Origin of the sequence: Paenibacillus taichungensis, assembly GCF_047302525.1 — a bacterium.
GTDB classification, from domain to species: Bacteria; Bacillota; Bacilli; order Paenibacillales; family Paenibacillaceae; genus Paenibacillus; species Paenibacillus taichungensis_B.
In genome coordinates, this window is record NZ_CP168020.1 from 564,564 (window position 1) to 589,676 (window position 25,113).

Annotated in this window: 17 protein-coding genes; 14 read left to right on the forward strand and 3 right to left on the reverse strand. The window is 48.5% G+C overall.

Annotated features, from left to right (window positions below):
* Positions 1-178 precede the first annotated feature (178 nt).
* From ACDJ58_RS02670 to bioC, 8 genes are all read left to right on the forward strand, one after another.
* The gene (locus tag ACDJ58_RS02670; RefSeq protein ID WP_017690665.1) at positions 179-469 is read left to right on the forward strand and encodes a YerC/YecD family TrpR-related protein; all 291 of its coding nucleotides are present in this window, start codon (positions 179-181) and stop codon (positions 467-469) included.
* A 2-nt stretch (positions 470-471) separates the two neighbouring features.
* The gene (locus ACDJ58_RS02675; protein WP_413375249.1) at positions 472-1,251 is read left to right on the forward strand and encodes a sirohydrochlorin chelatase; all 780 of its coding nucleotides are present in this window, start codon (positions 472-474) and stop codon (positions 1,249-1,251) included.
* Positions 1,252-1,582: 331 nt separating this feature from the next.
* Positions 1,583-2,941: an adenosylmethionine--8-amino-7-oxononanoate transaminase gene (gene bioA, locus ACDJ58_RS02680; protein ID WP_413375251.1), complete on the forward strand. Its 1,359-nt coding sequence runs from the start codon at positions 1,583-1,585 to the stop codon at positions 2,939-2,941.
* Positions 2,938-3,672, forward strand: a complete 735-nt coding sequence (gene bioD / locus ACDJ58_RS02685; RefSeq protein ID WP_413375253.1) for a dethiobiotin synthase — start codon at positions 2,938-2,940, stop codon at positions 3,670-3,672. The genes bioA and bioD overlap by 4 nt, the downstream gene beginning before the upstream one ends.
* A 2-nt stretch (positions 3,673-3,674) precedes the next feature.
* Positions 3,675-4,673: a biotin synthase BioB gene (bioB, locus tag ACDJ58_RS02690; RefSeq protein WP_413375255.1), complete on the forward strand. Its 999-nt coding sequence runs from the start codon at positions 3,675-3,677 to the stop codon at positions 4,671-4,673.
* Positions 4,674-4,686: 13 nt separating this feature from the next.
* Positions 4,687-5,865, forward strand: a complete 1,179-nt coding sequence (gene bioF / locus ACDJ58_RS02695; RefSeq protein WP_413375257.1) for an 8-amino-7-oxononanoate synthase — start codon at positions 4,687-4,689, stop codon at positions 5,863-5,865.
* Positions 5,862-6,653 carry an alpha/beta hydrolase gene (locus ACDJ58_RS02700; protein WP_413375259.1) on the forward strand — a complete coding sequence of 264 codons (792 nt, stop codon included), beginning with the start codon at positions 5,862-5,864 and terminating at the stop codon, positions 6,651-6,653. The genes bioF and ACDJ58_RS02700 overlap by 4 nt, the downstream gene beginning before the upstream one ends.
* Positions 6,640-7,503 (forward strand): malonyl-ACP O-methyltransferase BioC, encoded by an 864-nt coding sequence (gene bioC, locus ACDJ58_RS02705; RefSeq protein WP_413375261.1) that lies wholly within the window; start codon positions 6,640-6,642, stop codon positions 7,501-7,503. Before ACDJ58_RS02700 ends, bioC begins: the two co-directional genes overlap by 14 nt.
* A gap of 2 nt (positions 7,504-7,505) precedes the next feature.
* Here bioC and ACDJ58_RS02710 read toward each other — a convergent pair whose 3' ends face one another.
* Positions 7,506-8,066: a TetR/AcrR family transcriptional regulator gene (locus ACDJ58_RS02710; protein WP_413375263.1), complete on the reverse strand. Its 561-nt coding sequence runs from the start codon at positions 8,064-8,066 to the stop codon at positions 7,506-7,508.
* A gap of 167 nt (positions 8,067-8,233) precedes the next feature.
* On the opposite strand from ACDJ58_RS02710, the gene ACDJ58_RS02715 reads away from it, so the two are divergent.
* Positions 8,234-9,157 carry a ketopantoate reductase family protein gene (locus ACDJ58_RS02715; protein WP_413375265.1) on the forward strand — a complete coding sequence of 308 codons (924 nt, stop codon included), beginning with the start codon at positions 8,234-8,236 and terminating at the stop codon, positions 9,155-9,157.
* Positions 9,158-9,246: 89 nt separating this feature from the next.
* The gene (locus ACDJ58_RS02720; protein WP_413375267.1) at positions 9,247-9,663 is read left to right on the forward strand and encodes a DUF4395 domain-containing protein; all 417 of its coding nucleotides are present in this window, start codon (positions 9,247-9,249) and stop codon (positions 9,661-9,663) included.
* 134 nt (positions 9,664-9,797) lie between these two features.
* On the opposite strand, the gene ACDJ58_RS02725 is transcribed toward ACDJ58_RS02720, so the two are convergent.
* Positions 9,798-10,514: an NPP1 family protein gene (locus tag ACDJ58_RS02725; RefSeq protein ID WP_413375269.1), complete on the reverse strand. Its 717-nt coding sequence runs from the start codon at positions 10,512-10,514 to the stop codon at positions 9,798-9,800.
* A 611-nt stretch (positions 10,515-11,125) separates the two neighbouring features.
* Between ACDJ58_RS02725 and ACDJ58_RS02730 the strand changes: the two genes are divergently transcribed.
* The 4 genes from ACDJ58_RS02730 to ACDJ58_RS02745 all read left to right on the forward strand — a co-directional run bounded on the left by ACDJ58_RS02730 (position 11,126) and on the right by ACDJ58_RS02745 (position 22,666).
* Positions 11,126-12,007 carry a diacylglycerol kinase gene (locus ACDJ58_RS02730; protein ID WP_063568189.1) on the forward strand — a complete coding sequence of 294 codons (882 nt, stop codon included), beginning with the start codon at positions 11,126-11,128 and terminating at the stop codon, positions 12,005-12,007.
* 28 nt (positions 12,008-12,035) lie between these two features.
* Positions 12,036-13,643: a 23S rRNA (uracil(1939)-C(5))-methyltransferase RlmD gene (gene rlmD, locus ACDJ58_RS02735; RefSeq protein WP_413375271.1), complete on the forward strand. Its 1,608-nt coding sequence runs from the start codon at positions 12,036-12,038 to the stop codon at positions 13,641-13,643.
* Between the two features lie 262 nt (positions 13,644-13,905).
* Positions 13,906-18,240 (forward strand): AAA family ATPase, encoded by a 4,335-nt coding sequence (locus ACDJ58_RS02740; protein ID WP_413375273.1) that lies wholly within the window; start codon positions 13,906-13,908, stop codon positions 18,238-18,240.
* Positions 18,241-18,391: 151 nt separating this feature from the next.
* Positions 18,392-22,666, forward strand: coding sequence for an S-layer homology domain-containing protein (locus ACDJ58_RS02745; RefSeq protein ID WP_413375275.1), 4,275 nt, complete (start codon positions 18,392-18,394; stop codon positions 22,664-22,666).
* 574 nt (positions 22,667-23,240) lie between these two features.
* On the opposite strand, the gene ACDJ58_RS02750 is transcribed toward ACDJ58_RS02745, so the two are convergent.
* Positions 23,241-25,106: a leucine-rich repeat domain-containing protein gene (locus ACDJ58_RS02750; protein ID WP_413375277.1), complete on the reverse strand. Its 1,866-nt coding sequence runs from the start codon at positions 25,104-25,106 to the stop codon at positions 23,241-23,243.
* Positions 25,107-25,113: the final 7 nt, after the last annotated feature.

Sequence of the window (25,113 nt, forward strand, 5' to 3'; positions counted from 1 at the left end):
AAAAGGGGATAAATCGTGAGATAGAGGGGGATTGTGCGCGTAGGGAGGACATTAATGCTATATGAAAGCGGTAACATGTATTTTTATTCTGTAGTGCGTGAAATCGTTAACGCTTGAAATACCAACTCAGGCTGGGTACAATGAAGGTACACAGTAACCGCTAGGGGATGATGATGAAATGCAGCTGAAAAAGCTAAATGATAAAAGCATTGAACAATTATTTGAGGCTATTTTGACTCTGAAAGATATTGAAGAGTGTTATGTGTTTTTTGATGACCTCTGCACGGTAAACGAGATTCAATCCATGTCCCAGCGGCTGGAAGTAGCACGTATGCTTGGCAAAGGAAATACCTATAACCAGATTGAAGCTGAGACAGGTGCAAGTACAGCCACGATCTCTCGTGTAAAACGCTGCCTGAACTACGGTAATGACGGTTATAAAATGACGCTGGAACGCCTGGGACGTTAAGGATGAAGAAACCGGGTGTACTCATCATTAGTCACGGTTCTCAGGAGAAGACCTGGGTAGAATCCGTCGATGACACGGTCTCCCGGTTGAATCTGCCTGTACCATTGCCCGTTGAAGCCGGGTTTCTTGAACTTGTGGAAGGACGCCTGATCCAGGACGGTATCAACCGACTGGAAGCACAGGACGTAACCGATATATTGGTCGTACCTCTGTTTGTTTCGTCCGGTAGTACACATGTGGATGAGATTGAGTATGCCATCGGTGCCAAAGACGCTCCGGAGCGTGAGACTGAACTGGAACCCTTCGGGGTGAAAGCACTAGTCCACTTCGGTTATCCTGTGGATAATGACCCGGATATTGCGGTCATGGTCTGGGACAAGGTAAAGGCCCTGTCGCAGCAACCAGAACAGGAGACGATCCTGTTAGTCGGACATGGGAGTATTCACGATGGATTCCGTCAGCGCTGGGAAGCGGGCATTTCTTCACTCGCACAGCGGGTGCAGGAAGTCAGCGGTGTTGCTCATACCGATTATGCGCTGCTAAATCCGGATAGTGTGTACGACAAGGCGAAATACTGGAGTGAAGAGCGGGGGAGCCGGGTTATTGTGGCGCCGCTGTTTTTGAGTGCCGGTTATTTCACCATGAAGGTGATCCCGGGCCGACTGAAGGAACTGGATTACGCGTATAGTGGTGAGACGCTGCTTCCACATCCTTTATTAGGAAAGTGGCTGGAGCGTCAAATTCAACTTTTACTGGAAAGATGTAATGAGGTTAAGGTTTAGTTTAGGGGAAAACAGGTCGCTGCTAGCGATTATCCCCGTTATCTCTAACAATAGCTTAAACACAAACGGCAGAGATGTCGTTTTTTGTTTTTATATGTATTTTAGACAAAACACGCCGAATTAGGCGTGTTTTTTTGTATTAGGCAAAACCCTCTACGAGCCGAAGTTCCGGGTTCAATCCGTTCATACAGAGTGGAGGGTGAGGTTTCTAACTCAGAAATGATTCTCTTTACAGGAAAGTTTTTGTCTGATAAGATGTCAACATTCAATTGTTAACCTTGAAAATAATTTTGGTTAACAATTGAAATGATCTAACGGAAGGTGATATCTTGTGACACATTATGAACGGCTTGCAGCTATAAATAAGGCTCATTTATGGAACCCTTTTACGCAGATGAAAGATTACAATAACTCCGATCCTCTCATTATTGAACGAGGCGAAGGCGTCATGCTCTATGACGTCCAAGGACGTGCTTATTATGACGGCTTCTCCTCGGTTTGGCTTAATGTTCACGGACATAACGTCCCCGAGCTGAACCAAGCTATAACGGATCAGTTGGAACGTGTTGCACATTCTACGTTACTCGGAATGGCTAATGTGCCAGCTATTGAACTTGCTGAGAAACTAGTAGAGATTTCCCCAGAGGGATTAAATAAAGTATTTTATTCCGATTCGGGAGCAACCGGTGTCGAGATCGCAGTGAAAATGGCGTTTCAATACTGGAAGAACCGAGGAGAAACCGGTAAAACGAAGTTTATTACGATGAATCAAGCCTATCACGGAGATACGATTGGTGCGGTTAGTGTCGGTGCAATTCCGTTGTACCATGATGTGTTCCGTCCGATGCTGTTTCCTACTCATGTCATTCCGTATCCTTACGTTTATCGACATGAGGACGGCGAGCGGGAAGCCATGGAAGCTACGTTAACCGCATTGCGTAATGTACTTGAAACCAGTGCAGATGAAATCGCGGCCATTATCGTAGAGCCGATTGTGCAAGGAGCTAGTGGCATTCTTATTATGCCAGAGGGCTGTCTACGCGAGATGGCAGCACTTTGCCGTACATATGGTGTACTGTTCATAGCCGATGAGGTGGCGACAGGCTTCGGCAGGACAGGTGCTATGTTTGCTTGTGATCTCGAAGAAGTTTCTCCTGATTTGATGGTGATAGGCAAAGGTCTTACAGGTGGCTACTTACCTGTGGCAGCGACACTGGCAACAGATGAGGTGTACAGCGCATTTTATGCCGATTATGAGGATCAAAAAACATTTTTCCACGGTCATTCCTTCACAGGTAACCCGCTCGGCTGCGCAGTTGCTTTGGCTAACTTGAAACTATTTGAAGAGCGCAACCTGGTGGAAGGTGTAAGAGCAAAGGCGGCTTTTGTAGAGCAGAAGCTCTCAGTACTTAAAGATTCTCCGCACGTCGGGGATATCAGGCAAAAGGGACTGATGTTAGGAATTGAGCTTGTACGGGATAAAGCTACTCGGGAACCGTACGATTGGGCCGAACGAATCGGCGTTCGGGTAACCAAGCGTGCCAGAGAGCTTGGCATGCTTACGAGACCACTTGGCAATGTTGTTGTGTTCATTCCTCCTCTTGCTAGTACAGAGGCTGAGCTTGAAGCAATGATTGATATCTTGATGCAATCCATTTTTGACGTCACCGAAGGTGGTTTGGAATCATGAATGTAATTCGCGGAGTATTCGTAACAGGTACGGACACAGGGGTTGGGAAAACAATCGTTACAGGGGCTCTTGTTGCTACGCTTCGTGCTGAAAAGCTGAATACAGGCGTCTGGAAGCCCGTGCAATCCGGTGCACTTCTTGGTAGCGGAGAAACCGATGCAGAGCGTCTGTTGCAATACACCGGAATTGATGAGCGTGCCGAGGATGTGGCGACATTTACATTCAAAGCTCCTCTTACCCCGATGCTCGCTGCCAAGCAGGATGGGGTGGATATTACGTTACAGGAGATAATCAACGCTGGTCAGCCGCTGGCAAATCGATACGAATCGGTACTCATTGAAGGAGCAGGCGGCGTCGCTGTTCCACTGACCGAGGACTCTCTTGTAGTGGATTTGATCTCGGAGCTTCGAACACCGGCCCTGATCGTTGCGCGGACGGGTCTAGGTACGATTAATCATACACTTCTTACGGTGTCATACCTGCAGCAGCATGGGATTCCGATCGTAGGTTTTATTCTGAACGATGGTGAATCTGACGGAATTTATAACGACTCCAGTATCACAACAAACGCGGAGCTGATTGAACGTTATTGCGGCATACCCTTTCTTGGACGTTTTCCCCGCTTGATGGACGAAATGAATACGGAAATGTTGATCCAGGTCATTCGAGAAAAGATCCAGTTAACACCAATCAGACAGGCATTAACAGTTCAATCCATGGAGGAGGAATGAAGTTGAAAACAACGGTAACTAATCTAGAATGGTCGTCGCTTGCGAATCGATCGTTGAATGGCGAATGTTTGACAATGGAAGAAGGACTTGCCGTGCTTGAAGCAAGCGATGATGAGGTACTGCCGCTAATGCAAGCGGCTTTTCAAGTGAGGCAATATTTTTACGGCAAAAAAGTGAAGCTGAATATGATCATCAACGCCAAAAGCGGCTTTTGTCCCGAAGACTGCGGTTATTGCTCACAATCCATTGTATCCACCGCTCCCATCCAAAAATACAGCTTGCTCGACAAAGAAACGTTGCTTGCAGGAGCACATGAAGCTATGGCGCGTAAAGCAGGAACCTATTGCATTGTAGCTTCAGGGAAAGGTCCCACGAATAAGGAGCTGGATCAAGTTGTAGAGGCGGTAAAAGAAATCCGTGAAACGATGCCCCTTAAAATCTGTGCGTGTCTAGGAATCTTGAAGGACGGTCAAGCAGAACGTCTGGCTGAAGCAGGCGTGCACCGATACAATCACAACTTGAACACAAGCAGGGCCAATTATCCATCGATAACCACAACTCATACCTATGACCAGCGAATTGAAACCGTGGAGAAGGTAAAAGCATACGGCATGTCCCCCTGCTCCGGTGTCATTATCGGTATGGGTGAAAGTAATCAGGAAATTGTCGAGATGGCTTTCGCGCTCCGTAAGCTTGATGCGGATTCAATTCCGATTAATTTCCTGAATGCGATACCGGGGACCCCTCTGGAAGGAGCAGGACGCACACCGGCTATGAAGGCGCTTAAGGTACTGGCACTATTTCGGTTCATCTGTCCGTCTAAAGAGATTCGTGTTGCGGGTGGACGCGAAATCAACCTCCGTACATTGCAACCTTTGTCGCTGTATGCTGCAAATTCACTCTTTGTAGGTGATTATTTAACAACAGCAGGTCAAGAAATATCGAATGATCATCAAATGATTGAAGATTTGGGTTTTGAGATTGAGTTAAATGCACTTTAAGGCGGTACGGACTATGAATTGGATGGAAAAAGAACTTGCGTTATTGGCTGATGCCTCCAATGAACGTTACTTGCGTGACAGTGCTGCGGTCCCAGATTGTCCTGGTTATACGTGGAGAGGAGACCGAGTGCTCCTCAACCTGGCCTCCAATGACTACCTGGGACTTGCTCGACATTCCGCTATCATTGATACGATTCGCGAGGCGCTTCTTACCGAAGGAGGAGGTTCGGGCGCATCTCGTCTTGTTACTGGGAATCGACTGCTTTATGGCCGTCTGGAAGAAGAGCTGGCCACTTGGCAGCATAGTGAAGCTGCGCTTGTTTTTGCAAATGGTTATATGGCTAATTCCGGTGTCATTCGTGCACTCGTGGGCCGGGGTGATGTCGTTTTTAGTGATCAATTAAACCATGCCAGCATCGTGGACGGTATTGTGCTGAGCCGCGCGGAACATGCCCGGTATAGACATAATGACATGGAACATCTGAAGCTATTATTGAACAAACATCGGGATAAACGACGTAAGCTGATTGTTACGGATGCCGTCTTCTCAATGGATGGTGATCAAGCACACTTGGAAGAGCTCGTTGCGCTCAAACAAGAATACGGGGCAATGCTGATGGTGGATGAGGCGCACAGCGGGGGCATCTACGGGAAACGGGGCGAAGGACTTTGCTTTAAGCTTGGTCTTCAAAATGATGTGGATGTGCATATGGGGACGTTTAGCAAATCATTCGGTTTATATGGAGCTTATGTCTGCGGCAGCCGAACACTAATCCACTTTCTCATTAACAAAGCAAGGCCGCTCATCTATTCAACGGCATTGCCGCCTTCTCTCGTAGCTGGTATATCAACAGCGTTAACTTTGGTACAAGCAGATCACTGGCGTCGCGAACGCCTCTATTTGGCAAGTAGTTTATTTCGTTCTTCACTTTGTGATGCCGGGTTTAACGTTGGGACCGGCGATTCCCCTATTGTACCGATAATCGTCGGTGATAACGAAAGGGCTCTTCGTTTAAGTGAGGCACTTGAAGCAGATGGTATTGCTGGGGTAGCGATTCGACCGCCTACCGTTCCTGATGGCACAGCGCGAATTCGCTTCTCTTTATCGGCCGACCATACCCCTAAGGAACTGAATGATGCCAGCGCACGAATCTGCAAAATCGGGCTTCAGTTAGGGGTGCTGAGCTCATGAATGCCTTGGATAATAGTCCGCTGAAAATCGAGCAGGAGACAAGTGGAACTATATTATGGCTAACGGGATGGAGCATGCCTGATACGGTGTTTGACCGTCTTCGCCTATTATTGCCTGATTTTCGCCATATTTCTGTAGATTATAGTGCTGCGGATTCTCCTGAGGAAATGCTGAGCCTAACTGAAACAGCAGTTACGGACATGTTATGTATTGAAGGATCAGCTTGCAGGGAGAGAGCGTCCCACGGTCCGCTTCTAATATCAGGTTGGTCGCTCGGAGGTTTACTGGCGCTCAGACTAGCGGCTAAAGGTTACGTGGATGGCCTTGTGCTGTTCGGTGCAACGGCTCGGTTTACCCGCTCAAAAGAAGAGTTTGACCGCGGCTTAGCAGATGCATACGTTAGGCAGATGATCAAAGGGATTTTAAAGGATCGAGACGAAGTGGAAGCCAATTTTCGAAAGATTATGTTTACGGAGCAAGAATGGGAAGCAGGTCTTGCTGAACGTCTACCTCATACGGGTAGCTGGACAACGCAAGCACTACTGGCAGGTCTTCAGCTTTTGAGAAGCGAGGAATGTTTGTCTCAATTGCCCAATATCGATTGTCCGGTTCTCCTTATTCATGGGACTGAGGATAGGATATGTCCTTACGGTGCTGGATTGGAGCTTACAGCTCATTTACCTCAAGCTAAGTTAATTACTTTAACGGGCTGCGGACATGCACCCTTTTTGGGAAAGGAAGTACACATCGCTGATGAATGGAGGAGATGGTGGCATGACCATTCGTAGAAGTAGTGCTGTGCAACGCCAATTTAATCGTAGTGCCATTTCTTATGATGCACATGCACATATTCAGCGTTCTATGGCTGATCATCTAGCAAGATCCCTCGCAGAATGGAAGAACAAAGGGTTCTTAAGTGATCCGAGCATTCTCGAAATCGGTTGTGGCACAGGGGCTTTGACTCAAATCCTAGTGAATGAATGGCCTAGCGCGAATATTACTGCACTTGATATTGCACCCGAGATGATCGAAGTGGCTTCAAAACGGTTCCAATCAGCACAGCATCCAGGTACTGGGGAGTATACAACGGATAATTTACGTTTTCTACAGGCAGATATCGAGATGTGGGCCGTAAATGCTCCGGAGTGCTCAGTGGATATCATCGTCTCCAACGCCTGTTTTCAATGGCTAAGTTCGCCGCAGGAAACACTGGGTCACCTGCGGCGAATGCTGCGCCCCGGAGGTTTGCTCATATATACGACCTTTGGGCCTGATACATTTCGTGAGATGCATGAGGCATTTAATGAAGTTTATCGTGCCAACGGGATGGAACCACAGCGACATGGACTTTCGTTTCATTCACCTGTTCAATGGGAAATCATGCTTCAGGAATCCGGATATTCTAGTTTCCATTGTGAACGTTCGATTCATATGGAAAAGTATGCTTCCGCAAGAGATTTTCTGTATTCGGTTAAAGGAATGGGAGCCAGCACTTCAGAAGCAGCAACGATTCCTGGGTATAGCTTACGACGTTTGTTCACCAACATGTATAAGGAGTATGAGGACAAGTTCAGCATACAGGGAGGAGTCTCTGCAACATATGATCTCCTGTTCATTCAATCCGTAGCTCCTTATTAACCCTATACCTGAGAAGGAAGAATCAGATGAAGCTCCAGCAAAGACATCAGTTCTTCAACAATCTTCTCGGCTGGATAAGGCATGGAATTCATGATCCACCATTCCAGCAGCCCAGCGGAGGCAGAAGCCAGAAATTGCACAGTGATCTCCCTGTTGATCCCCTTGTGAATGCCACACGCATCAATCTGCTCTTCGACCCCCTGAATCAGGAGTGTCATCAGCCGGTTTCGGAAGGCAGGAATCCCTTTTTGGGTTAATAGCGTGGTATAGACGGGAGCGTGCTGCTCCAGGTAACGAAAGGTTCGGAGCAACGCGTCCTTGATGGTCAAGGGAGTGGTAGGACTCTCCACCATACAGCTCTCTACCAATTGCTGCAAATACGTCTCGATGCTTTGATCCAGCAGATCAAACTTGTCCGTGTAGTGCAAATAGACGGTACCACGGTTCACATTGGCCCGATCAGCAATCTCATTAATCGTAATTTGCTCGAAATCCTGCTCTTCCAACAACCCGATAAAGGCATCAGTTATGGCTTTTCTTGTTTTGACAACTCGTCTGTCCATGGCTCCTCCTTGATGTTTTCAACAATATGGATCAATTCGTTGATTATTCAACAATAACGGATATTTTAGCGATTGAAGCGTTGCAGATGCTTTGTTACTCTTATTTTATCAACAAATGTTGATAAAGCAACGAATATCCATAAAAATTTGAAATAGAGGGATAACTAATGAATATATTAGTGTATGGCGCAGGCGTTCTGGGCAGTCAGCTGGCGCAGGTTCTGGTACGCGGGGGAAATGATGTCACCATTCTGGCTAGAGGGAAGCGGGCAGAGGAACTGGAGAGAGATGGTATTGTCATTCGTCATGTGTTCCAGTTTAAAACGACCGTTGATCCGGTTCGGGTAACAAGAACGCTGGAAGAGAATGATGAATATGATCTTATTTTCGTGGTTATGAAATATAACGATTTTCCATCAGTACTGCCTATTTTGGCAGCCAATCAGAGCAGGAATTTGGTGATCGTCGGCAACAATGCAGATGCACGAAGCATGCAAATCTTTTTGGAGGAAAACAGCAAGGTGGAAAAAAAGGTCGCGTTTGGTTTTCAGGTTAGCGGTGGGCGGCGGCAAGAAGATCGTATGTTATCCATTGGTGGAGCAAGCGGGCAAATGGTGATTGGCGGGCTGGACGGTGAGATTGCCTTTAAATCCATACTGGATCAAGCTTTTGAGAAGACGAAATACAAGTTGAATTACCTGGACGATATCGATGCCTGGCTGAAAAGCCATATTGTGCCCATTCTGATGCTTAATGCGGTGAGCTTTAATGAGAAACGTGAGATGATCAAGCTGGATGGAAACAAAAAGCAACTCCAGCATATGATTGGGGCGATGGATGAGGGCTTTAGTGTTCTTGAGGCTATGGGCATAACGATTATACCGGAGATTCAGGCCAAACTGATTCGCAAACATCAACGGATGTTTTACCTTCTGTTGAAGATGTATAGTATGCTTCCGATCTATAAACTGGTTGCGGGTTCCTTTGGAGAGATTGAGGCGTTAGATAATGCATTTACTGATTGGAAAAAGGCTACTGGTGTACCAACACCGCATTGGGAGATCTTGAAAAGGGGCTATTCCTTCTTATAAGCATGATCAAAGCAACTTCCTATTGCTCTTACTTCATTTACAGACTACAATTAAACCAACTAATAAAATGGGGATAAGGAGATATGCAGATGCGGGAAGTACCTATGCGCTATGTCAAAGCGAACCAGATCGGGATTGTGCTATTTGTTGTCCTGTCATTTCTGTTCAATCAACCGTTAATTCTGGGAGCGTTATGGATCATTCAAGTTGTCGGTCTGGCATCCGGAGGCAAGCTTAATCTGTTTGTGCAGATTGGGAAGGCCGTGTTAACTGGAAAAGGGACAGAGACACAGGCAGTGGAACTGCAACGCTTCAACAATGTTCTGGCGGTATTGTTTCTTACTCTGGCACTTGTCTCATTCGGCCTTGGTTGGCAGGTAGCAGGTTATATTTTCTCGTCGATGCTTCTCCTTGCTGCAAGTGCCGCATTACTCGGTTACTGTGTAGGTTGCACCATATATTTTTGGTATAAACAGCTCCGTGCTGGCAGAAAGATTGGTTTTTAAACTATATGTAGTTGCAAAAACAATCCCCTTCAAGTTCTGTGTCTACTTGAAGGGGATTTTACTTTTTTTAAAAGAGGATGGCGGTTAATCAGTTCTCAGCACGAAGCATATATTTTAATGGAGAGAAAGACTTTTTATCTAAACCAGGCCTTGTTTAAATTGTTTGTAAAATTGCTGTCGTTCAACGGAACATTGGCACTGCCAAAATCAGTTGTATTCAGCGCATCGCGTGCCGCAGACGTCAGATCATCCCAGCCGATCAAAGGCTGCATTCCACCGACGGTTTCAGTAACACCAAGCTCATGGTTTAGAGGCCAGGTACTGTTGTAACTAATCAAAGGATTCGTACCGTTCAGGTTCGTGTTACTTGGGGCAACATTCGTGAACTGCCCATGTCCTGAATAGGCGATGGAGAGGATTTGAGGATTTTGTGCTGCGGGATTGTCTACCCATACAACAATGCCTTCCCAGTCATGACGATGGCCGAGGCCGGAGGAAGGGGAGTCTTTCGGGAAGTACCATGCGTACATAATAGCCCATACGCCATTATGCCATGCCGAACGGGAGTACACTTGGCCTGTACTTGAGCTGCAATTTCCATTAGGTGAACCGGAGGTTTGCAAGCCTGCATTGGTATTGCCCTGTTGATCCACGGCGGGGAACGGAACACATCCATGGTAGACTTTTAAGTAGGGGTGGAAACGCTTGGCTGTTATTTGGGTGACTGTGACGGGATTTACTTCCTGGAATCCGACAACCTGATCATGGTTAATGACTGCCGCTTCAACGTCTGTGACAAAGGGAATACAGGCCAAGAGCGATACCATGAGCAATAATACGAGTTTTTTCATTCGGTGATCTCCTTCATGGGTATGATATTGGAATGTGTTGAGGATGCACTAAGACTATATTGGAAAAGGTTTCATTTTATTTGTCATCTTGTTCGGGCTTTTGTGAATTTTTTGCAGGATATGTTGTTCTCATGATTTGAGAGGGTATTAGACTATTTCCGGCCCAAGCGGGCAGAATGGTGATGGATGGTTATAAATGACAGGAAATCCATAGGATTAGATTCAAGAGGAGTGCTAGAGGTTTATTTTGTAAAGGATAGACAAGTTCGGAAGTGCACAGAAAGCATGCTTGCCATTGCTGGAATGAGGTAATTCTTTAGGTTTTATCGTTATTGTTAACAAGATGTAAAATTTCGTTATAATCGATATGAAAATAATTACTTATGTATCACAGGCTAGGACATCTTCACATTTGATGATATGATAGTACATAAAGGCTTTGGAATGAGACGGAATTCCTTATGCATATATATAAGTAGAGAAGAGTGTTGGGGCAGGATTAACGGACGTGAGTCATTGTGTAAAATGATGCCCTGCTGCGATTACTCTCAGATAGTAAGAAAATGAGGTCGTTCAGACTCATGGATAATGTGGAATAGGTGGCGTATGAGATGAAAAAAGCTCGCTTGATATATAATCCGACCTCAGGCCGGGAAGAAATGAAGAAACGTCTGGCTGATATTTTGCAGCGTTTGGATCAAGGTGGTATCGAAGCCTCGTGTCACGCAACAACGGGTGAGGGAGATGCAACCCGGGAAGCGGAGCTGGCGATTGAACGAGGATATGACATGATTATTGCCGCTGGCGGCGACGGTACATTGTATGAAGTCATCAACGGCATGGCCGAGCGGGAGAATCGTCCTCCGCTGGGTGTATTTCCTTTGGGAACAACGAATGATTTTGCGCGTGCGCTCGGTATTCCGAGGCAGTGGGAAGATTACGTAGATCTGGTCATTAACCAGCAGCTTCGTCCGCTCGATCTGGGCAAGGCGAATGATAAATATTTTATCAATATTGCGGGCGGGGGTTCGTTAACCGAACTGACCTATGAGGTGCCAAGCCGTCTGAAAACGATGATTGGGCAACTGGCCTACTATATGAAGGGTATTGAGAAAATGGCGAGCCTGTCTCCGCAGGAACTGGTTATCCGTGCCGCGGGTCAGGAAGAAATTCATGATGAATTCATGCTGTTCCTCATTGCCAATACAAACTCTGTCGGGGGCTTCGAGAAGCTGGCTCCAGGTGCGACCATTGATGACGGTCTGTTCGATGTGATCGGTGTGCGCAAATGTAATCTGGCTGACATGATTCGCCTCGTAACCCTTGCGTTGCGTGGTGAACATCTGAACGACAAGAAGGTCGTTCATTTCCAAACGGATTATATGGAAGTAACGTCGCCGGGCTATGTTCAGTTGAATTTGGATGGCGAGTTGGGCGGAACATTGCCTGCGACATTTAAGAACCTGCGTCATCACCTGATGTTGTATCGTTAAATACTAAAAAGAAAGAAGTGAATGTACGTTGTCTAATACAAACCGCAGCGGTCGTGGAAAAAACCGCCGGAATTCGGCTGCCTCTCAGGGGCAAGGGAATGCTTCAGCATCCCGTCAGCCGAGCAAATCATCTCGTCCATTTACACGTCAGCAAGGGAAAGAGGTGCGGCCACAAGGCGCATCTCTTTCTGCCGTTCGTCCGAAGGGACGGGAACGTGAATCTGCACCAATCGAAGGACTTCCTGTCAGCAAAAATGAAGAGACCGTCATCGACATCATCGGTATGAACCATGACGGTGAAGGTGTCGGCCGTGCCAATGGATACACGCTGTTCGTGCAAGGTGCGCTTCCGGGCGAAACTGTACGCGTGAGAGTGATGAAAACCAAGAAGCAGTACGGCTACGCCAAACTGCTGGAGATCGTGAAGGCCAGCCCGGATCGTGTATCCGCGCCTTGCCCGATCTACGATCAATGCGGCGGATGCCAGATCCAGCATATGAGTTACGCCGGACAGCTTGCGTGGAAACGCCAGCTCGTAGTGGATAATTTGCAGCGGATCGGCAAGTTGAATGTGTTGGTGGAGGATGCGGAAGGTGCCGAGCAACAGGGCATTCGTGTACTGCCTACGATGGGCATGGACGAGCCATGGCGTTATCGGAACAAGGCACAGGTGCCGATTGGAGCAGCCGAGGGTGGTTTGGTAGGTGGTTTTTACGCTAAAGGAAGTCACCGGATCATCGATATGGAGAGCTGCCTTATTCAGCATGAGCACAATGACGAAGTGGTTGCGAAGGTTAAGGAGATCGGCAGTCATTTTGGAATCAGCGCATATAACGAAGAAACAGGTCGCGGTCTGCTGCGCCACGTGGTCGTGAAAAAGGCATTCCGTACAGGCGAGATGATGCTCGTTCTCGTCACGAATGGAAGAGACATTCCACACAAAGATGCATGGATCGGCAGTATCCGTGAAGCGATTCCGCATGTGGCGAGCATTTGCCAGAACGTGAACAAGAAACAGACCAACGTTATATTCGGCGATGAGACCCGCGTCCTGTGGGGCCGTGATGTAATCTACGATTATATCGGTGATGTGCAGTTTGCCATCTCGGCGCGTTCGTTCTACCAGGTGAATCCGGTGCAGACGGAAGTACTTTATGGGAAGACGGTAGAGTACGCAGGACTGAGTGGTAAAGAGACTGTCATCGATGCCTATTGCGGCATCGGAACGATCTCTCTTTTCCTCGCGCAACATGCGGATCAGGTGTACGGGGTGGAGATTGTGCCTGAAGCAATTGAGGATGCTCGCAGCAATGCGATGTTGAACGAGATGCGTAACGTGAAGTTCGAAGTGGGTGCTTCCGAGGACGTTATTCCACGCTGGAAAGAACAAGGCATCGAAGCCGACGTCATTGTCGTCGATCCACCGCGCAAGGGCTGCGATCCACGTTTACTGGATACGATCCTGGAGATGAAGCCGGAGCGCGTTGTGTACGTGAGTTGTAATCCGAGTACGCTGGCACGTGACTTACGTGTGCTGGAGGATGGCGGGTATCGGACGGTTGAGGTAACGCCGGTGGATATGTTCCCACACACGGTGCATGTGGAGTGCTGTGTGTTGCTAGTAAGAAAGTATTGATATAGGGCCGCATTTGCCGATAAGGAACCAGGTGATCTATTGCTTGGTTCTTTTTGTATAAAACAAGGAAAGATCCACTTATCTATTGGGGGTTGGGGGCTTTGCTTGGAAAGACATTTTGAAGTAGGATTGAACGGGAAGGCAGAATATATTAAAATTTACCTAAATGGCTGAGATAGGGACTCAACTGTGATCCTATTTACCCAACTTAGATAAGGTGTGTATGATTATAAACTACGATAAAAAATTGAGAGATTATATATTGGATTCGCCTATGGAACAGAAGGATTTCATTGGTTTATCTATTCTATTGACGGATCTGGTGTACCGCACACATCAACAGATTGCGGTAATCGGGTGCTTGAACCCTTCCAGCATAAGCATTCAACGAGATCTAAAGAAGGCGCATCTGTCTGGAAACATGGAATGGAATGAGGTCTATCAATCTCCCGAGCAAACGGGTCGAGTTAATCGTGTGGCTGATGGTCGCAGCGATCTTTATACTCTGGGCCTCTTATTCTATGAAATGCTGACTGGGCAATTACCGTTTCTTCCTGAAGATGGGGAGGAATGGGCCGCCGCGCATGTTCAAATGGCCCCCCTTCCTCTATCTGAAATTCGGCGGGAATGGGATGGACCGTTGCAAGCGATCCTATTGAAGCTGTTGGCTAAATCTCCCGATGAACGTTACCAAAGCGCTTATGGCTTGCTTGACGATTTGAAGCATTGCGAGGAGATGCTGGAGAAAAGCGGCGAGCTGACGTCTTTTGAAATAGGCCGAATTGACACTATCCGTTCCTTTCACCTTACGGACTCTTTGTACGGGTGCAGCGCGGCAATCGAGCAGATGCAAGCCGGTTTGCAACAGGCTGCGAATGGTCTGCCTGTGTTTCGGTGGATTAGCGGGGTTGAGGGAAGCGGCAAAACCTCTCTTGTTCAGAAGCTCTATCCAGATATTGTAGCAAGAGGCGGGCGATTTATTGAGGGGAGAGGCAAGCAGTTCCCTTCGATAAAGCCATTTGAACCGCTGCTCCAAGCTTTGCGGCAGTGGATTCATCAGCTCTGGAGTGAGCCGGATGATGAAATCACGCGGCTGAAGGGACGGCTGCATGCGGAGTGCGGGCAAGAGACACAGACGATTGTTTCGGTATTGCCTGAGGCCAAGTCGCTGTTCATAAGCCAGGTGGATGAGACGCTCGCCCCGGATGCGGATGCTTGGAGACGGTTCGGGGAGCTGCTTCCGCTACTGATTCGTTGTTTTGCGAATAGCAAGCCACCACTTGTTATGTTTATGGATGATCTGCAACGGGCCGACGAAAATACGCATGCTGTAATTCGTGCACTTCTGCTAGGGGAACCAATCCCCGGTTTGTTCCTGATTGGCGCCTTTCAGACCGAACTGGATTGTGGTGTGGATGACAATGACCGGAATTTCACACTGAAATTTCCCTGGCTTGCTGATAGGATACGCACTTTCGCAGCTGAGCAGGTTGTTATCCATCCGCTGCACTTTGCAGATATAAGGCAATATGTCACCGATACAATTCATGAAGATTCGGCTCGTGTTAGGCTGCTGGCCAGATTGCTTTACCATGAGACGGGCGGCAACCCCCGTGCAATACGCCTGTTATTGGAAGGATGGGTGCTGGAGAAGAAACTTCTCTTTGACGATAAGCAGCGCCAATGGATATGGGATGCAGAAATCGTGCGGCAGTTGAGCGATGTAAAAGCCAATCCTGATCTAATGGAGAAGGGCTTTACCCTACTCCCGGTCGAAACGAAAATGCTGCTGGCGATGGCTGCTGCCATCGGCTCCACTTTTCATCTGTCACTTCTCTCTGAGGTCAGTAATTATGCGACCGAAGTGACGCTCGGCTTTCTTCACGATGCAGAAGTGCAAGGAATTGTCTACTGGGAGGAGGAGCTTAGGACAAAAGACGTGCATGAGCGAGTGTACATGTTTGGGCACGATCATCTGCATCAACTCGCGTATTCATGCGATACGGATCGGAATTCGCAGAGGCATCAGAAGATTGGACGGCTGCTGCAGCGCCGTCAGTCGGAAGGCGACGACACGCTGCTGGAGATGGTTGATCATCTAAATCGTGGCGTTGCAAGCATGTCCGTGCAAGAGATGGAGCAGCTGGCTGAGTATAACCTCCAGGTCGCAATGAATGCTATGGATGACGGGCATTATTGGAAAGGAAAACCCTATATTGAGGCGGGTCTTCAGCTTATCGTTGAAGAAGAGGAAATCCAATCGGGGTCGCAATTTTTTCGGTTAAAGCAAGCTTACGTATGGTTCGAGTATATGAGCGGCAACAAGGAGTCAGCGAAGCAACTATTGCTGGACATGGATAAGCGCGGTGGCAAGCTGAATCGGGTGGACCGTTCACAGCTTTGGGAGGAATTGATTCACTTCCACGCTTTGGATGAGAATGAAATATCGATAAGGTACGGCAAAGAAGCATTGGCGGCCTATGGATGGAAGGTGAGAGGGAAGGTTTCCAAGCTGTCCATCGTCAAGGAAGTAATTCATACCCGGCTTTTCCTGCATCAAATGCAGGATCAGTTACACGCTATCACCTCCAGTCACGATGTGGAGCATGCTGCACTATGCCGCTATGTGGAGCTCCTGTTCTATCCGTTGCTTGTACACAATCCGGAGGCGCTGGTGGATTTGTACGCAAGGTTTATTCGTTATGGGGTTCGCAAAGGGTTGAACGAGTCGCTGATAGGTATTATTTGGAGTTACGAACTGCTGTTGCAGCGGGTGTCACGGCGTTATGTCCAAGCAGAGTTCCTCTTTGATCGGGAATCCATCGGAGCCTCAGTTTTTGCAGGCGCAAAGCTTCAGCATAGACTCGCCTATACAAGAGGATTATCCAAGCAATTGGAACATCCTGTGGAAGCGTCCATATATATGGGACAAGCATTGCATTATGCGGTGGAGCTTGGAGATAAATCCTTTGCCAATATCGTTATGATTTCCTGTCTCATTACGCACAACAGAGACTTATATGTGCTATCCGATCTGTTGGATTATTTCGAGGCTCACATGCGGCCCTATGCGAGTGACAAGACGCTGGAACTGGTACAGATCGCCGGCAGCTATCTGGCGGCTCTTCAGGACGAATCTTTGCAAGCCGATTTCATTACGATTCCCGTACCTCATAGCGAAGATCGGGCTAGGGACAGCGAGGACAATTTCAGCTTTATCTGTAAGCTTGAGGTCGCTTATCTGTCTGGGAAGTATCGGGAGGCGCTGTATTGGGCCAAGCGGGGAAGGGAAAATGAGCTGGCATTGGATTGGGGCAGGATCTGGAAGCATCGATTATATGAAGCGTTGGCTTTAGCGGCTGTATATCCAGAGGTCGATGCAGTAGAACGTAAGCGGATACGGCAAGCGATACGTCGACAATTGCGATTGATGAAGAAAAGGAAGGGGTATCTCGGAGCAGATTCCTCTGCGTATCTGCTGATGAAAGCGGAATGGACACGAATCGAAGGGGATGAGTGGGGCGCGCTGCGCGGCTATACGGAAGCGGTAAAGCGAGCGAGAGTCGAGAAATACGGCTTGATGGAAGGGATTTCTAGCGAACGACTTGCCAGTTATTATCAGAACGACATGCACAGTCGGTCAGGAGCGATAATCGCTGCAATGGATGCCTGTACCGCTTATTCCATTTGGGGGATCACCTCCAAGGTGACGCTAATCAGGCATGAGCATGCCGATCTGTTCCGTTATATCACGAAGACTTATGGAGGTCAAATTCATGAGGAGCTGAAGGGGAAGGCCGATAGGGAGTTACAATTGCCTCATCCGCACGTTGCTGGACATATGAGGGCTTCGGCAAACGGAGACGAACTGTTGCAGCAAATCCTCGATTGGCAGGGCTGGACGAACAAGGCCGACTGGCCGATAAGCTTCCTGAAGGTTGCGATCCGCCAAGCGGGGGCGGATAGAGGGGCTGTTCTTCGTTGTCGTAATAACGGCTTTGACATCGCTTCAAGCTTAGGCGGGCATGCCGACGAAGAGGTAGCTGATGGGTACGCGGTGAGTGTCTTGCGTCATACCGTCATGACGAATGAACCAATTCTGCTTCAGGATGCGCTTCATAGCCATTTCCTGCAAGATACTTACATACAGGAGCAGCGCCCTAGATCAATTCTTTGTTTGCCTGTTCGGGTTCCGGGGGAACGTTCTGCTGCTTTGTTGTATTTGGAGAACCGACACCTGTCTGGTGTTTTTACAGAGCGCGACTTAAATGTTCTTCAGCTTCTAGCCACGCGTATCATTTACTTTAATGTGCTGGAGGACGAAGCAGCGGCGGCATCCGCAGAGGATGCTCGTTCTCTTGCATCTTCACTTGCACCTGGCACAGCCCAATCGAGTCTAGTCGAGCCGCTGACCGGGAGGGAAGTTGAAATATTAACGGCGATTGCGGAGGGTTTATCCAATAGAGATATCGCGAATCGTTTCGGCATTGCCGAAACGACGGTCAAGACGCATACGTCCAGAATTTTCGGCAAGCTGGGTGCTAAGCGAAGAGGGCAAGCAGTCGTCCGAGCGAAAGAGCTGCAATTGATTGATTAACAAGCCATGAAGCGAACCTTGTCGTTCGCTTTTTTTCTTTTTTTCTGCCGCGTACTACTTTAGTAGGACTACAATCTCCTATTATTCGAGCTAAGATGTCATGTAGCGGATTAATTTAGATTTCACATTGAAACAAGAATGGAGAATAAAGATGAAGTTATCGAAAAATTGGAAAAGGCTTGTGCTTCAGGTATTATCTTCACTCCTGCTGCTGAATGTGATCTTTCCTATTCATCCTCAGAAGGTGGAAGCAGCGCAAAGAGGGATTGAAAGTCGGATAGTGAAAATTGCAGCGGGATTTTTTCATTCCCTGGCGCTGAAAGCGGACGGAACGGTTGTGGCGTGGGGAGATAATAATTATGGCCAAACGACCGTACCGGCAGAAGTGAAAGAAGGAGTCGTCGCGATAGCAGCGGGAGGTTATCATTCCCTGGCGCTGAAAGCGGACGGAACGGTTGTGGCGTGGGGATATAATTCGAATGGCCAAACGACAGTACCGGTAGAAGCGAAAGAAGGAGTCGTCGCGATAGCAGCGGGATTGTATCATTCCCTGGCGCTGAAAGCGGACGGAACGGTTGAGGCGTGGGGAGATAATAATTATGGCCAAACGACAGTACCGGTAGAAGCGAAAGAAGGAGTCGTCGCGATAGCAGCGGGAGGGCGTCATTCCCTGGCGCTGAAAGCGGACGGAACGGTTGAGGCGTGGGGAGATAATAATTATGGCCAAACGACAGTACCGGTAGAAGCGAAAGAAGGAGTCGTCGCGATAGCAGCGGGAGGTTATCATTCCCTGGCGCTGAAAGCGGACGGAACGGTTGAGGCGTGGGGATATAATTATTATGGCCAAACGACCGTACCGTTAGAAGCGAAAGAAGGAGTCGTCGCGATAGCAGCGGGAGGTTATCATTCCCTTGCGCTGAAAGCAGACGGAACGGTTGAGGCGTGGGGAAGTAATGGTGGTGGCCAAAGGACCGTACCGGCAGAAGCGAAAGAAGGAGTCGTCGCGATAGCAGCGGGATGGGATCATTCCCTGGCGCTGAAAGCGGACGGAACGGTTGAGGCGTGGGGATATAATGGTAGTGGCCAAACGACCGTACCGAAGGATATAGCCTCGCCTGTCAAAGGGAGCAAAATTGCTGCGGGAGCATATCATTCCCTGGGGCTGAAAGCGGACGGAATGGTTGAGGCGTGGGGAGATAATTATTATGGCCAAACGACCGTACCGGTAGAAGCTAAAGAAGGAGTCGTCGCGATAGCAGCGGGAGGTTATCATTCCCTGGTGCTGAAAGCGGACGGAATGGTTGAGGCGTGGGGATATAATTCGAATGGCCAAACGACCGTACCGGCAGAAGCGAAAGAAGGAGTCGTCGCGATAGCAGCGGGAGATAGTCATTCCCTGGCGCTGAAAGCGGATGGTACGGTTGAGGCGTGGGGATATAATGTTAGTGGCCAAACGACCGTACCGGCAGAAGCGAAAGAAGGAGTCGTCGCGATAACAGCGGGAGGTTATCATTCCCTGGCGCTGAAAACGGACGGAATGGTTGAGGCGTGGGGAGCTAATAATTATGGCCAAACGACCGTACCGGTAGAAGCGAAAGAAGGAGTCGTCGCGATAGCAGCGGGAGGTTATCATTCCCTGGCGCTGAAAGCGGACGGAACGGTTGAGGCGTGGGGATATAATGGTCAGGGCCAAACGACCGTACCGGCAGAAGCGAAAGAAGGAGTCGTCGCGATAGCAGCGGGATGGAATCATTCCCTGGGGCTGAAAGCGGACGGAAGGGTTGAGGCGTGGGGATATAATTATTTTGGCCAAACGACCGTACCGGTAGAAGCGAAAGAAGGAGTCGTCGCGATAGCAGCGGGATTGAATCATTCCCTGGCGCTGAAAGCGGATGGTACGGTTGTGGCGTGGGGAGATAATGGTAGTGGCCAAACGACCGTACCGGGAGATAACGGGTTGAAAAATCTGGGGCTGCAGGAAGGCGTGTTCGATGTCCCGTTTTCATCTGAAATCACGTCCTATACGTCTTATATCGGCCCGTCAGTATCGCAAGTACATGTGGAGACCGGGCTTGAGGATGAGGAATACGCCGCTCTCTATGTGAACGATCAGCTGCAAGTAAGCGGAAGCTCTGCAATAGTCGGGATTTCCGCAGACACGACGACTATTAACGTCCGCGTGGAGCCGTATTTCAAGCCGTCCCGGACGTATACGATTACCGTATTGCGAGATTTGACACCTCCTGCTGTTACGATTTCCAGTACGGCAAGCGGGACAGTTAATGCGCCGTTCCCTGTGAAGATCGACTTCAGCAAGGAGGTAACCGGCTTCATGGTAGCTGGCATTACGGTTGATAACGGAACTGTAACGGACTTTGTTGCTGAGGACGCCAAGACCTATACAGCTACAATTGTTCCCCTTATAAGCGGACAGGCTGTAACCGTGCAAGTTGCGGCCAATGCCGCTACAGATACAGTGGGCAACCAAAACGTAGCATCCAATGTCCTGAGCTACTTGTACGACACGACGAAACCGGTCGTGACCTTTGGCGGGTTTACGGATCATCAAGTGTTCATTGCGCCCCCGGCCTCCATCCATATTACGGTCAGTGAAGCGGTCTATGGAATAGCGAACGGGGATGAGGTGGACGTATCCGATGCGGCAACGCTGCTCAGCATGGAAAAGGACGGTGCGCCGTTCTCAGATTATACGGTAACCTATGATCAATCATCGCTGACGTTTACCTTAACGTTCGACGGCACGCTTGGTGACAGCGCTTATCACGTGAAGGTGGCAGGAGATGAGGTGCAGAATGCGAACCATAATTCACTTGATGCAGCAAGCGCAAGCTTTACTGTGGCGGTGCCTGTCGTGACCAACATAACCGCGCAGCCGGCAAGTCTCGCGCATACTGGAGGAGACGTAACGGTGTCTATAGCGGGCATGCATCTGATCGGACAGAAGCTGGACGTATACGTGGACGGCATCTATGCCGACACAGCTGTTGCCAGCAACGATACAAGCGCGGAAGCAGTCGTCACACTGCCAAGGAACCATGCGGCAAACGCCAAATCCCATAGCTTGAAGGTCTATCTCAATGGTACAGAGCAAGCGGGTCCGTCAGCAACCGTGACGGTTATGCCAGCGGAACAGAGCAATACGGGGGGCGGTGCACCTACACCTGCACCCGGACCTGTACCCGGACCCGCACCTGTACCTGCACCTGCCAAGCCCTATATCGATGTAAACGGTACTCGTATGAATCCGGAAATCATCGACCTGACGAAGCCGTCCTATACGTTAGAGGCAACACCCAAGGAAGGCGCCGTTCATGTCAGCATACCGGCCACCGTTCTATCCGGCTTTGCTGACAAGAACGCCAGCTTTGTCCTCGAAATCAAGACCCCTTATGGCAGTTACCTCTTGCCGGTACAGTTGGGGGTGCTCATTCCGGGGCTGCAGGATGTACTGACGACCAATACACTGAAAATAGATGAGATCAGCTTGAGAATTTCGCTGACGGACAGGTCGGACGATAAGAACATTCAGACAACGTTCACAGGGGACCTGCCGAATGGCAAGGTGATGAGCGCGATTGTTGATTTCGGCATGGAGATCGTGAACACGAAGACCGGTCAATCGATCGGGAATGCAGAAGGATCAAACAAGGCCTTAACCCGAATGATCCCTTTGCCGAAGCGCCTGACTGTTCTGCCAAAACAATGGGGAGCGTTTCGTTACGACGAGAAGGTGCAGAAATTTGAGTTTGTCGCGGCACGGAGCGTTCAGATCGAAGGCGTGTGGTATGCGATGATCCAATCCAACATAAACAGCGTGTACGTTGTCGCAGAAAACCCGTTAAGCTTTACCGATGTGAAGAAGGATTGGAGCCAACCTTATGTAGAGCTTGCGGCTGCAAAAGGCCTGGTTAACGGGGTTGGCGGTGGGAAGTACGCCCCGGAGCGTAGTGTCACTCGGGCGGAGTTCACCGCCATGCTGGTTCGTGCGCTCGGACGCAGCTCTGTGACAGCCGCGGAATCGTCTCCATATCAGGACATACTGCCGGGCGAATGGTATTCCAGCGTTGTTGCTCAAGCGAAGAAACTTGGACTGCTGGGGTTTGCGGGCAGCGATAGCTTTCTGCCGGATCAGCCGTTGACCCGAGAGGAGATAGCCAGCATGCTAATGGCCGCGATTGTCCTGGAGGAGCTACCGATCACCAGGGAAGATAGCAGTCCGAGCGGTTACAAGGATCTCGACAGCGTAGATGCAACCAATTTGGAGAGCATTCGTCTAATGCAGAAGCTCAATATCATGCAGGGTACGGGAAAGAATACATTCAGCCCGAAGAGTGAAACAACACGAGAGCAGGCGGCGATTGTACTGATTAGAATAATGCGTGCGCTTGGAAAGATAGACTTGTAAATGAGTGGCCATATGGCTACTTGGTAAGAGTAGAGTATCGGTTATAGTAAATGAAAACACTGCTGCAAGCCGGGATGGCTTCAGCGGTGTTTTTGTATACGCCAAGACAACATTAATTACCATAATGGCGTTCTTACTCCATCCTTTTTAAGGATTCAATCATATTGATTTTGTTTTCTTTTTCCGCGGCAGGGGCATACCTCTGATGTTAGTATAATTGATTTTGAAAAAGGGTTTGTGTATTTAAGACACATCTCCGTGTTCCTAAAGTCTATCAGTTTATTCAGAACGAGGATGAAAATGATTCAGCCACAAGATATACTATTCTTTTCGATGTTGGAAGCAGCGAATACTGCCACATTATGAATGTCTATTTTATGCAACCCAACACATGTAGAGAGTGTGGCAGTGTTGGTTAGAAGCTAAACATAAACATAAGGGGTTCGAGAATTTATATATGATTCTCGAACCCCTTCTTGTCTTTGTTTCAATACCATTCATTAATTTGTGAGTAATTCTGGAGTGAGTTCATTAATTGTAGTAGTCTAAAACTCCCCATCATCCCAGGCGGTAATTAATATACGTGCACACCCGTACCAAGTACGGATTTGTTTTGTACGGAATTACCGGATAGATATACCTTTTGCAGATTAGGCAGCTGGCTTAGGGTCTCTATATTGGAAATGGCATTGTTCTCAAGATGAAGCTCTTCTATGGCCTGCCAGTTACTCATGAATTCGAGGGAAGCCAAATTGCTGTCTTGCAGAGTGAAGGAACGTAGAGCGGACATTTTCGCAAAGTAAGACATCATTTGGTCAACCTCAGTAACAGAGGTATTGTTTATGCTGACATAAGGCTGCTCTAAGGTCAAATGCTCAAGTACGCCGTTCTCTGCGGCCGATTTTTGTCCGAAATTGAGCCTACACTCGGAGCACATCAGAGATTTGACCTGCTTCAAACGAAATAAGGCATCGCTTTCGTTGAACAGTGACGAGTCGTAAATGCTTAGGGTCTCTAGGCGGGACAAGCCGTCCAGGGCGCCAAGATGGGTTATTTCACTGATCTCCCAGAGGGAGAGTTGCTCCAGTTTCGGGAATTTCCCCAGCGCCGCCAAGTTCAATTCTCCGCTTCCGCCAAGGAGCGTCAGGCTGGTTGCGGCGGGCGCCTTCAGCCCCGGGAGAAAGGAGCTTGGAATTTCCACTCGGCCCACATTAGGTAAAGATAACGCCTCTGCGTTCTCATAGTAACCGGACAACGTTAGTTCCCGCAGAGAGGGCAGACTGTTTATGGCCTTTACCGAGCTAAGCTGACTTAGAGAAGCAAGGCGTAGTTTAGTAATGGAGTTCTTGCCGGCCAAGCGCTCCAGGCTAGAAAAGTTTACATTTTCGATATCTAACGTTTGTAGAGCAGGCATGTTTTGTACAAAGTCGATGGACTTTACATTCGTTAAATAGGACAGCTGAAGCTCCTGAAGCTGGGTCAAGGCGTACAGCGGCTGCAGGTCTGTGGCTTCACTGTGCTGTATGGACAAGGATGACAGCCCGGTCATGGACGACAACCATTCGAGTTCATCGACAAAGGTGAGCGACAGGGACTTGAGCGGCAGTTTATTCAACAGAAAGAAATCCGTCACGGACTCATCCACATAGGTAATGGATAAAGAGCTCAGATTAGGAAATTCCAGCAGCAGGACCAATTCCTGATTGCTGCGAAGCTGAGTGGAAAGCTCCGTAATTTTAGACTTGTCGCCAAAGTAGCCCGAAAATTTACTGAAGGATTCGTTAAAAGCGCCTCCATAACTTTTTAATCCGGACATATGGGCCAAAGTGGTTTGGTCCGTCTGGGAGATTTCATAGGTATTCGTCAGGTCCAATGCCGTCAGTCCCTTAAAAGCTTCAAAATCTCGCTGATCAATCCGCTGGCTATTCAGTTTCTTGTCCTGAGTAACATAAGTGATCTTCTCGGCCTGTTCATCGCTGAAGGGATCGGAGAGGCTATATGTAAAATTCCACTGATCATTCTCCGAATGCTCTACGGTTAAATAGCGAAGACGAGCCAATTCCTCTTCTGCAGGCAAGGCAGACCCTTTATCGAAGATATCTCGCAAAAATGAGAGCAGAACCTCGCTTTCGGGCATCTTTCGCACAGGCAGATTGGCCTCTGTTTTTGGATAGGTGGAGCTGTTGCTATAATAAAAATAAGTACCGATGGCGCCAGTTAGGACTAACATCAGTATCAGCATTACCTTTACGGAGGCAGTCTGCTTCAGCGGTGCTTTAGGGGGCGTTCCGTGGTAATGATTAATGGTCTGGTCTACGTAATAGACATGATTTTGCTTCAATAAAAGCTCTGTTTCACAATAGGGACACTTTAAAATCTCACCCTCTTTGTATTCAATTCTTCCGTTGCAATTGGGACAGTTTAACGGGATAAACGCCACGAATGTC

Excerpts from the sequence above, each read along its gene's own strand:
- ACDJ58_RS02670 (WP_017690665.1), top strand. The coding sequence starts at position 179 with ATGCAGCTGAAAAAGCTAAATGATAAAAGCATTGAACAATTATTTGAG.
- ACDJ58_RS02675 (WP_413375249.1), top strand. The coding sequence starts at position 472 with ATGAAGAAACCGGGTGTACTCATCATTAGTCACGGTTCTCAGGAGAAG.
- bioD (WP_413375253.1), top strand. The coding sequence starts at position 2,938 with ATGAATGTAATTCGCGGAGTATTCGTAACAGGTACGGACACAGGGGTT.
- bioF (WP_413375257.1), top strand. The coding sequence starts at position 4,687 with ATGAATTGGATGGAAAAAGAACTTGCGTTATTGGCTGATGCCTCCAAT.
- ACDJ58_RS02700 (WP_413375259.1), top strand. The coding sequence starts at position 5,862 with ATGAATGCCTTGGATAATAGTCCGCTGAAAATCGAGCAGGAGACAAGT.
- bioC (WP_413375261.1), top strand. The coding sequence starts at position 6,640 with ATGACCATTCGTAGAAGTAGTGCTGTGCAACGCCAATTTAATCGTAGT.
- ACDJ58_RS02710 (WP_413375263.1), bottom strand. The coding sequence starts at position 8,066 with ATGGACAGACGAGTTGTCAAAACAAGAAAAGCCATAACTGATGCCTTT.
- ACDJ58_RS02715 (WP_413375265.1), top strand. The coding sequence starts at position 8,234 with ATGAATATATTAGTGTATGGCGCAGGCGTTCTGGGCAGTCAGCTGGCG.
- ACDJ58_RS02720 (WP_413375267.1), top strand. The coding sequence starts at position 9,247 with ATGCGGGAAGTACCTATGCGCTATGTCAAAGCGAACCAGATCGGGATT.
- ACDJ58_RS02725 (WP_413375269.1), bottom strand. The coding sequence starts at position 10,514 with ATGAAAAAACTCGTATTATTGCTCATGGTATCGCTCTTGGCCTGTATT.
- ACDJ58_RS02730 (WP_063568189.1), top strand. The coding sequence starts at position 11,126 with ATGAAAAAAGCTCGCTTGATATATAATCCGACCTCAGGCCGGGAAGAA.
- ACDJ58_RS02745 (WP_413375275.1), top strand. The coding sequence starts at position 18,392 with ATGAAGTTATCGAAAAATTGGAAAAGGCTTGTGCTTCAGGTATTATCT.